Here is a 10,067-nt window from a genome sequence, read left to right as displayed (position 1 = left end):
GGGCCGCGTTCCTGGCCGATCAACACCTGATAGAGCATCTGGAAGAAATCGCCGGACACGCCGGGGCCGCCAGTGGGGCCCTTCTTCGTGTGATCCTGATAGCGCTCGATGGTGCGGGCGACGTCGAGCGCCGCATTCTGGATCGTCTCGTTGCTGGCGTCGGCCGGCAGTTCGGCGAAGGCAGCGGAAACCGCCTCGAGCGCAGCACGCTCGACATCGTCGGGCGCACGATAGGTCTTCTCGACGAAATCGCGGAAGTAACGCATGGCATAGCCTACAAGCGCATCAAGATGCGGATGCGTCTTGGCCGACACGCCCGGCGCATAGGCCGAAATATAGCCCCACATGACTTCCGGAGTTTCCGGGTTGGATGCGGTAGCGAGGTTAAGCAGCAGCGCGAAGGTGACCGGCATGTCGACCTTGGGCACATTGCCGTAGTGGACATGGAAGGCCGGGTTTTCGAGGCGCGCGGCCGCATCCTGCTTTTCATAGGCTGCGACATGGGCGAAATACTCGTCTACCGCGCGCGGGATGACGTCGAAATGCAGGCGCTTGGCGACGCGCGGCTTCTGGAACATGTAGAGGCCGAGGCTTTCGGTCGGCGCATAGGTCAGCCATTCGTCGATGGTCAGGCCATTGCCCTTGGACTTGGAAATCTTCTGCCCTTCAGCATCGAGGAACAGCTCATAGACATAGTGCTCGGGCGGAGTGCCGCCGAGGATCGCGCAGATCTTGTCGTAGTTGTGCTGATTGGTCTGGTGGTCCTTGCCGAACATTTCAAAGTCGACGCCGAGTGCGGCCCAGCGCATGCCGAAGTCGGGCTTCCACTGCAGCTTGACGTGGCCGCCAGTGACCGGAACGGTGGTATCGCGGCCGTCTTCGTCGGCGAAGGTGACGGTGCCATCCTTGGCGTTGACTTCCTTCATCGGCACGTAGAGCACGCGGCCGGAAATCGGGGAGATCGGCAGGAAGGGCGAATAGGTCGCCTGACGCTCGGCCCCGAGGGTCGGCAGCATCACATCCATGATCGCCTGGTAGCGCTCGGCGGCGAGGCGCAGGACGGTGTCGAACTTGCCGCTCCGATAGTAATCGGTGGCGCTGGCGAATTCATAGTCGAACCCGAAGGTGTCGAGGAAGCGGCGCAGCATGGCGTTGTTGTGGTCGCCAAAGCTCGCATATTCGTTGGTCCAGGGATCGGGAACCGAGGTCAGCGGCTTTTGCAGATGCGGCTCCATCGCCTCCTTGGAGGGGACGGTATCCGGGATCTTGCGCATGCCATCGAGATCGTCCGAGAAGCACAGGAGCCGTGTCGGAATTTCATCGCGCGTGAGCAGGCGGAAGGCGGTGCGGACCATGGTTGTGCGCGCCACTTCGCCAAAAGTGCCGATATGGGGCAGGCCCGAGGGGCCGTAGCCGGTCTCGAACAGGGCCTCGCCCTTGCCCGACTTTTCCAGCCGTTTGACGATCTTGCGTGCTTCTTCGAACGGCCAGGCGCGAGCGGACTGCGCAGGCTCAAAGAACGACGGATCGAGGGCGGGCAAAACAGCGGGCGACACTGGGCAATGGCCTTTCGGGTGGTACAGGAAGGTAGAAGAATGGCGGTGTCGCATTCCCCTTGGCTTACGTCAATGTCGCAGGTGGTTGCGAAAGCGGGCGGCGCACCCTAGTTTTTGAAGCACTTACCATTGCTGGAAGGCGCCATGACCATCTCTGCCCACGACGCTCTCATTCACCTGATGCTGGTGGCTGCCTCTTCGGACAGCACGATGACCGAACGCGAGCTGATCCGCATCCAGGCGCTGATCGACCGGCTGCCGGTATTCGAAGGCTTTGACAAGTCGCGGCTGACCGAGGTCGCCAATGAATGTGCTGACCTGCTCAACGGGCCGGATGGCCTTGATCGAGTGGTCGACAATGCGCTGGCGGCGCTGCCGAAGAAGCTGGAAGACACGGCCTATGCGCTGGCGGTCGAGATCACGTCTGTCGATCTGCATCTCGAGCAGGAAGAGCTGCGCTATCTCGAAATGCTGCGGGACAAGCTGTCGATCGATCGCCTGACCACCGCGGCTATTGAAGTAGCGGCGCGGGCGCGTCACCGCCGGATGCCGAACTAGTAGAACCCGACGGGGAACCAGCGCAGGTAGAGTTCGTCGAGCGCACCGTTTTCCTTGAGGCGGACCAGGGCCCAGTCGATGGCGTGGCGGGCGGCGTCGTTGCCGGCGGGAACGGCAATGGTGAGGCCTTCCCCGAAGAGTTCGGGACGGAAATAGGGCTCGCCGGCAAAGGAGCAGCAGGCGGGATTGTCGTTGAGCCAGAAGGCTGAGCGCATGGCGTCGCCGAAATAGGTGTCCACTTTGCCATCGCGCAGGGCTGTTAGCGCTTCGATTTCGGAATTGAAGGCTTCGGTTGTCACACCAGGCAGATAGCGGGCCATGAAATCGGCATGGGCGCTGCCGGCGCGGATGGCGACGGTTTTGCCCGAAAGGTTTGCGACCGAGAAGCTGGCGACATCGTCGGTGCGGGTGACAAAGCGGCCGGGCAGAGCGAGATAGGTCGAGGAAAAATCGAACTTTTCGCCGTTTTCGGGCGTGACGGCGAGGCCGGCGATGAGAGCATCGCCCTGGGCATCGGCGAGGGCATTTGCGGCTTGATCCCAAGGCCAGGCCTGCAGGGTGCAGGCAATGTTGACCTCGGCGCAAATGCGCTTGGCGAGATCGACATTGAAGCCGATCAGCTCGCCATTGGTGTCACGAAAATTGAAGGGCGGGAAATCGGCCGTCGTAAGGAAGCGGATGGCCGGGACGGAACCCTGCAGGGGCAGGATTTCGCGGGCATCGGGATCGGAATGATAGGGGAGCGGCTGGGCGAGCGCGGGGGTGGCGAGGAGACAGAACGCCAAAAGCGCGTGGCGCAGAGAAGACAAAGTGTTCACGTCGGCCTTTCCATGTTCACCGTCTCGCCCCCGGAGCAAGCCCGAGGGCGGCGCGTGTCAGCGACTACCTGATGTCACACCTGATCGAGCGCGTACATCAGATCCGCGATCAGATCATCGGCATCTTCGAGGCCGACCGAGAGGCGCAGGAGGCCCGGGGTGACGCCGGTTTCGAGGCGCACTTCTTCGGTGAGGCGCGCATGGGTGGTGGTGCGCGGATGGGTGATCAGCGATTTCGCATCGCCCAGATTGTTTGAGATCAGCACCACTGCCAGCGAATCCGAGAGCGTGAATGCCGCTTCCTGACCGCCCTTGAGGTCGAGGGCAAGGAGGGTCGAACCGCGGCTCATCTGGCGCTTGGCCAGATCGTATTGCGGGTGGCTCTTGTGGTGCGGATAGATGACGCGATTGACCTTGGGGTGGGAGGCAAGGGCCTCGGCGATCTTTTCGGCGCTGTCGGTCATCTGGCGAATGCGCAAGGCGTAGGTTTCCAGCCCCTTGAGCAGCACCCAGGCATTAAAGGCGCTGAGCGTGGCGCCGGTCTGGCGGAGGAAGGTGTGGACGTCGGCTTCGATGATGGCCTTCGAGCCCAGAACGATGCCGCCGAGCACCCTGCCCTGCCCGTCGATATGTTTTGTGGCCGAATAGGTGACGAGATCGGCGCCGAGTTCAAGGGGCTTCTGGTAGAGCGCGGTCGAGAAGACGTTGTCGACGATCAGCTTGGCGCCATGGGCGTGGGCGATTTCGGCTACGGCCTTGATGTCGACCAGTTCGAGCGTTGGATTGGTCGGCGTCTCGATGAAGACGACCTTGGTGTTCGGACGCATAGCGCGGGCGAAATTTTCGGGGTCGCGGCCATCGACCAGCGTCGATTCAACGCCAAAACGCGGCGCGTAGTCTTCGACCACATAGCGACAGCCGCCGAACAGCGCCTGGGCGGCGACGATGTGGTCGCCGGCGCGGACCTGGCTCATCACCGCATTGGTGACGGCGGCCATGCCCGAGGCAAAGCCGCGAGCCGCTTCTGCGCCCTCGATCAGGGCCATGCGCTCCTGGAACATGTCGACGGTGGGATTGGCAAAGCGCGAATAATTGTGGCCCGAGATCTTGTTGAGGAACAGATCTTCAGCATGCTGCGAACTTGGGTAGGAATAGCCCGAATTGAGAAAAAGCGCTTCGCTGGTTTCGTTGAAGGGCGAACGCTTGCCCCCGCCGTGGACCATCTGCGTCGCTGCCGAGCGCCGCGTGGGATCAAGGAGGGGATTTTTATCTTTAGACATCGCTTCGCCTTCAAACAAAAAAACCGGCACGCAAGTGGCGGCCGGTTACCAACGGTCTTTAGCAATTTGTTTTAAGTGGCTGCAAGCGACCGGCCAAATCACCACTGGAAACGACTAAACCGCAATTGGCCGGTGGCGTCAATGTTCAGGCTTTGCTAGGGAGAGCGACCCCTGATTTGCCGGAGCACCGCACCATGGCAGAGGCCTGGCCGCAAGGCGTCTTCCCTGCACGATTGATCGAAAAGCTCCATGCGCAAGGCGCGATTGCGACGGCGCAGCCATTCGATGCCGATCAGGTGCAGCCGGCAAGCCTTGATCTCAGGCTCGGCGATGTTGCCTATCGGGTGCGTTCGAGCTTTTTGCCGGGGCCGGCCCATTCCATGGCCGAGCGCATCGAGGCGCTGAAACTGCATGAAATCGACCTGACGCGCGGGGCGGTGCTGGAGCGCGGCTGCGTCTATCTGGTGCCGCTGCAGGAAAGCCTCGACCTGCCGGCAGAGGTGAGCGCGTCGGCCAATCCGAAGAGTTCGACTGGGCGGCTCGACGTTTTTACCCGCGTCATTGGCGATCGCGCACGTGGCTTTGACCAGATGCCGGCTGGCTACAAGGGGCCGCTTTATCTCGAAGTCAGCCCGCGCACCTTTCCGGTGCTGGTGCGGACCGGTTCGCGACTGAGCCAGATGCGCTTCCGCTGCGGCGACACGCGGCTTTCTTCGGCCGAGCATCAGGCGCTGCATGCGAGCGACACGTTGGTGATCGGTGGCGACCAGCCGGTGGGCGAAGGCGTGGCGCTGTCCATTGACCTTCGCGGCGAGGGCCGCAACGGGCTGATCGGCTTCCGCTCCAAGCGCCATACCGGCGTTGTCGATGTGGACAAGAAGAACGGGCTCGATGTGCTCGATTTCTGGGAGCCGCTCTACAATCGCGGCCAGCTCGAACTGACGCTCGATCCGGACGAGTTCTACATTCTCGTCAGCCACGAGGCTGTGCATGTGCCACCAAGCCATGCGGCCGAAATGGTGCCGTTTGATCCGCTGGTGGGCGAGTTCCGCGTGCACTATGCCGGCTTTTTCGATCCCGGCTTCGGCCACTCATCGGCAGGCGGCACGGGCAGCCGCGCTGTGCTCGAAGTGCGCAGCCGCGAGGTGCCGTTCCTCCTTGGGCACGGGCAGAGCATTGGCCGGCTGATCTACGAAAAGCTCGCCGAAAGGCCGGACCGCCTCTATGGCTCGGCGCTCGGCTCGAACTATCAGGCGCAGACGCTGAAACTCTCCAAACACTTCAAGCCGTACCCCTGAGGGCGGCTTGACGCTGGGCGCAATTTCCAGCATCTAGTGACGCGAACTGGCTGTCGTATTTCCGAACCGGAAAAGCGGCCGCCACTTTCCTGGAACGCTCCGGGAATGCGGGTGTATCTCAATGGTAGAGAAGCAGCTTCCCAAGCTGATGACGAGGGTTCGATTCCCTTCACCCGCTCCAGTTCCACATTCAACAATATGCAGCATGGTCTAGTTTCTCCTGGTTTTACAGGGATCTAGCTCTCAGCGCGCCTAATCGGCGTAACGTTGCCCCTGCTCGCTTTCACCTCAACCGACCATCTCGATGCCGACTGGCATTGCGCCCAAAGGGCGCGCTGCCATAAACGGGCATCTCGCTCTACGATTGGCTGGCTCTGAAGCGTCCTTGGGCACTGCCCTATAACGCCGGGCGTCGAGAATTTCGGCATCGACGACGCGGCAATTACCGCAGCGGCACGCACTTTCATGCCTGGCAGAACGGCAAATTTCCGATGCCCAACTTCTGTCGCGATCACGCCTTGCCAAGCTTGTTCGTATTTGTCAGACATATGTCATTAGACGGATTTGAGGGGAAACCGAGCCGTCGCAGCGCTTGGCCTGAGGGGGCCTTGCGCCAAAGAGAGTGACCGTTCCGGCGGGCCAGACCCTGCACGTAACGGCGCATGAGGGAACGTCCATCTGGCTCTTTATCAAGGAGGGAGCTCTATGAATGCACTTGTGAGACTGGCAGGCATCATGGTGGCCGCAACGGCGCTGTCCGCGCCAGTGCTGGCACAAACCACCGTGGTGGCACCGAGCGGCAGTACCGCCGGCACCTACATGGACTACATGAAGACCGTCTACGATCGCGGCACCGGCTCTGAGCTGCTGCAGATCCCGATCGCGACCTTCGACAAGGAGTTCGAGCTGACGCCGATGGCGGCCGAAAGCTGGACCCAGTCCGAGGATGGTCTCACCTGGACCTTCAAGCTCCGCCCCGGCCTCGTCTGGTCCGATGGCGAGCCGCTGACCGCCGAAGACTTCGTCTTCGCACTGCAGCGCGCAGCCACCTCCGGCTACGACTTTGCCTGGTACTGGGACTTTGCCGGCGGCATCAAGGGCTGGAAGGAGGTCACCGAAGGCACGGCGGATGTGTCGACCCTGGGCCTCAAGGCCGTGGACGATGTCACCATCGAAGTGACGACCGTCGCGCCAAAACCCTACCTGCCATCCGTCACCAGCCTCTGGTACCCCGTGCCCAAGCACAAGGTCGATGAACTCGGCGACGATTGGGCACTCGATGTCGCCACCATCGTTTCGTCGGGCCCGTTCGAGATCGAGAGCTGGGAGAAGTCGAACAACTCGGTGGTCCTCACCAAGTCCGATACCTATACCGGCCCATGGTCGCCGCTGATCGATCGCCTCGAGCTCGATCCGACGCTCAACGCCCCCGAAGTCGGACTCCCCGCCTTCCTCGCCGGCGATGCCGACTATTCCTTCCTCAACACCGGACAGGTGCCGGTCGCTACCGCGCGCTACCCCGATGGCATCCGCAAGAATGCTGTTTTTGCGACCTCGTACATTTCGTACGATCTCGATGCTGCCCCGTTCAATGACGTCAACGTTCGCCGCGCCTTCTACTATGCAGTCGATCGCGCCGAGCTGACCTCGACTGTACTCAAGGACATCGCCATTCCGGCCGGTTCGATCCTGCCGCCCGGCTATCCTGGGTACAATCCGGACATCGCTGCCGAAGCAGTCTTTGATCCCGAAAAGGCCAAGCAGTTCCTGGCTGATGCCGGCTTCCCCAATGGCGAAGGATTCCCCGAAGTCGAAATCTGGTATCGCGAAGAAGGCGGCTATAACGGCGCCATCGTCCCGGCCATGGCGCAGTACCTGCAGGCCGAATTCAAGGAAGTGCTTGGCATCTCGCTCAACATCCGCGCCCTCCCGGGCCCGGAGTGGATGGATGGCCTGCGCGGCAAGAAGAACAATATCTTCATCGCTCCCTATGAATACGATTATCTCGATCCGTCGAACTTCTACGGCATCTTCTACAATGGTGGCCGCCACGGCTATTTCATTCCCGAATATGACGAGATCATCGCCAAGGCCGATAGCGAAAGCGATTGGGACACCCGTTACAAGCTCTATGCGGAAGCTGAGCAGCTCATGATCGACCAGGGCCTGATCGTGCCGCTGGTGCATCCGGTGACCATTGCCGTGGTTTCCGACCAGCTGACCGGCGATGGCGTTGCGCCGAACTCGCTCGGGTTCACCCAGCTCGATCGTCTCGGCCACTACTTCTTCACGCACATCACCAAGCAGTAGCCCCATTTCGACCCACGCGCTTCCCGGCCTTTGCCGGGAGGCGTCCTCTACCAAGGGCCAATACATGCCTCTCGTCGAAATCGAAGGCCTGCGCGTCAGCTTTCGCCAATATGGCGGCAAGGTCGACGCTGTGCGCCATGTCAGTTTTAGCGTCAATGAAGGCGAAAGCGTTGGCATTGTCGGGGAATCCGGCTCCGGCAAATCCGTGAGCTGCTCCGCCCTGCTGCGCCTCCTGCCCGCGACGGCCGAAGTGGAAGCGACCACGCTGCGCCTTGATGGCGTCGATGTGCTCAAGGCCAATAAGGAAGACCTAGCCCGCCTCCGTGGTCGCTCCGCGGCAATGATTTTCCAGGACCCGATGACCGCGTTCGATCCGGTCTTCACCATCGGCCACCAGATCGCCGAAACCATTCAGGCGCACCGCAAGATCGGCAAGCGCGAGGCTCTGGCCGAAGCCGAGCAGCTGCTGTTGCGCGTCGAAATCAAGAACGCCGCCGATATACTTGGCTATTATCCGCACCAGCTTTCCGGCGGCATGCTGCAGCGCGCCATGATCGCCATGGCGCTGTCATGCCGGCCAAAACTTCTTATCGCCGACGAGCCCACCACCGCGCTCGATGTGACCATCCAGGCGCAAATTCTTCAGCTCATCAAGAAGGTGCAGGCCGAGTTCGGCATGGCGCTGATCATGATCACCCACGACCTCGGCGTCATCGCCGAAACGGTGGACCGCGTCGTCGTCATGTATGGCGGCGAGATCATGGAAGAAGGCGCAGTGACCGACGTCTTCGAGGCGCCCAAGCACGACTATACCAAGACGCTGCTGGCGAGCCTCCATTCTCGCTTCGAGCCTTCAAAGGCCGCGCCCGATACCGTGGCGCCGGCGCTTGAGCTGCGTGGCCTCGCCAAATCCTATCACACCCGCCGCCGCAGCGGCTTTCGCGTCGTGCAGGGTGAGTTTCAGGCAGTGCAGACCGTCGATGTCGTGCTGCCGCGCAATCGTATCGTCGCCCTCGTTGGAGAATCCGGATCGGGGAAAACCACGACCGGTCTCATGGCCATGCGCCTGACCGAACCGAGCCGCGGCCAGATCCTGGTTAATGGCACCGACATTTCCGGGCTCGATGCCGCCGCGCTCATTCCCTTTCGCCGGCGCATGCAGATTGTCTTTCAGGACAGTTATTCGGCGCTCGACCCGATGATGACGCTGGCCCAGATCATCGCCGAGCCGCTGCATATCCACGGCTTGGGCACCGCGCGAGAACAGACCGAGAAGGCGCTCAACTGGCTCGAACGCGTCGGCCTGCCGCGCAATTTCGGCAGCCGCTATGCGCATGAGCTTTCGGGCGGCCAGCGCCAGCGTGTTGCCATTGCCCGCGCCCTGATCCTCGAACCCACCGTGCTTGTCGCCGATGAGCCGACCTCGGCGCTCGACGTGACGGTCAAGGCTCAGATCATCAATCTTCTGAAACAGCTGCAGGCCGAACTGGGGCTCTCAATCCTCTTCATCAGCCACGATCTGTCGACGGTGAAATCGCTGACCGACAGCGTCGTCGTCATGTATCGCGGCCGTGTCGTCGAGGAAGCGCCGACCGAGCGCCTCTTTGCCGAACCGCAGCACCCCTATACACGCGCGCTGCTCGATGCCATTCCGGCGACCAATCCGCGGGAAAAGCGTCTGCGCACCTTTCTCTCAGCCGAAGAGATCAAGGCGCGGACGCCGCGCTACACCGTTATCCAGACTGGGTCGGCGCCCAATGCCGACCCGCAATTGGTCACCATCGCCCCGGGCCACCGGGTCGAGGCGATCGTGACGACCTGAGGAGACCGCGATGACAGCCCATATCATCCGTCGCATTCTCTCGGTTGCCTTCACCTTCATTGTGGTGTCGATCATCATTTTCCTGATGATGCACTCGGTCCCCGGTGGGCCGTTCGATGCCAATGACATGCCGGTTTCCGAAGCCGTGCGCGCCAAGATGATGGCCCAGTGGGGCCTCGATCAGCCACTGCATGTTCAATATTTCAACTACATGTGGGGCGTGCTGCACCTCGATTTCGGCGTGCCCTTCCAGAGTCCGGGCGAAACGGTCGTCCAGTTGATCTCGCGTGCCTGGGTCCCGAGCCTCATCCTTGGCGGAACCGGCGTTCTCATCGGCGCCCCGCTTGGCATCCTTCTTGGCATGGCTGCTGCCCTCAATCGCAACACCTGGATCGACTACCTGGCATCGACCCTGGCGACTCTGG

General features: G+C 61.7%; 8 protein-coding genes, 1 tRNA gene and 1 riboswitch. Of the genes, 6 read left to right on the top strand and 3 right to left on the bottom strand.

Features of this window, described 5'->3' with window-relative positions; translation table 11 throughout:
• A partial coding sequence (locus tag ABW043_RS00420; RefSeq protein ID WP_353919274.1) for a lysine--tRNA ligase occupies window positions 1-1,556 on the bottom strand: 1,556 nt, incomplete at its 3' end.
• Between the two features lie 144 nt (window positions 1,557-1,700).
• On the opposite strand from ABW043_RS00420, the gene ABW043_RS00415 reads away from it, so the two are divergent.
• The gene (locus tag ABW043_RS00415) at window positions 1,701-2,114 is read left to right on the top strand and encodes a tellurite resistance TerB family protein (protein ID WP_353919273.1); all 414 of its coding nucleotides are present in this window, start codon (window positions 1,701-1,703) and stop codon (window positions 2,112-2,114) included.
• Here ABW043_RS00415 and ABW043_RS00410 read toward each other — a convergent pair.
• Both ABW043_RS00410 and metZ read right to left on the bottom strand, forming a co-directional pair.
• Entirely contained in the window at window positions 2,111-2,932 is an 822-nt protein-coding gene (locus ABW043_RS00410) for a transporter substrate-binding domain-containing protein (RefSeq protein WP_353919272.1), read from the bottom strand. The genes ABW043_RS00415 and ABW043_RS00410 overlap by 4 nt on opposite strands.
• Window positions 2,933-3,006: 74 nt before the next feature.
• Window positions 3,007-4,212 carry an O-succinylhomoserine sulfhydrylase gene (gene metZ / locus ABW043_RS00405; protein WP_353919271.1) on the bottom strand — a complete coding sequence of 402 codons (1,206 nt, stop codon included), beginning with the start codon at window positions 4,210-4,212 and terminating at the stop codon, window positions 3,007-3,009.
• 39 nt (window positions 4,213-4,251) lie between these two features.
• Window positions 4,252-4,327: riboswitch (SAM riboswitch) on the bottom strand.
• A 79-nt stretch (window positions 4,328-4,406) separates the two neighbouring features.
• On the opposite strand from metZ, the gene ABW043_RS00400 reads away from it, so the two are divergent.
• The 5 genes from ABW043_RS00400 to ABW043_RS00380 form a co-directional block, all read left to right on the top strand.
• A complete protein-coding gene (locus ABW043_RS00400) occupies window positions 4,407-5,510 on the top strand; it encodes a 2'-deoxycytidine 5'-triphosphate deaminase (protein ID WP_353919270.1) in 1,104 nt (367 codons plus the stop codon).
• Window positions 5,511-5,617: 107 nt separating this feature from the next.
• Window positions 5,618-5,691 (top strand) — tRNA-Gly (locus ABW043_RS00395).
• Between the two features lie 524 nt (window positions 5,692-6,215).
• Complete coding sequence (locus ABW043_RS00390; protein ID WP_353919269.1) at window positions 6,216-7,820, top strand: peptide ABC transporter substrate-binding protein; 1,605 nt, start codon at window positions 6,216-6,218, stop codon at window positions 7,818-7,820.
• Between the two features lie 64 nt (window positions 7,821-7,884).
• Window positions 7,885-9,642: an ABC transporter ATP-binding protein gene (locus tag ABW043_RS00385; RefSeq protein WP_353919268.1), complete on the top strand. Its 1,758-nt coding sequence runs from the start codon at window positions 7,885-7,887 to the stop codon at window positions 9,640-9,642.
• Between the two features lie 10 nt (window positions 9,643-9,652).
• A partial coding sequence (locus ABW043_RS00380) for an ABC transporter permease (RefSeq protein ID WP_353919267.1) occupies window positions 9,653-10,067 on the top strand: 415 nt, incomplete at its 3' end.

Source organism: Devosia sp. (assembly GCF_040509215.1).
Classification (GTDB): domain Bacteria; phylum Pseudomonadota; class Alphaproteobacteria; order Rhizobiales; family Devosiaceae; genus Devosia.
Note: the sequence above shows the minus strand (reverse complement) of the source record. Positions and strands in the feature narration are given on the sequence as shown.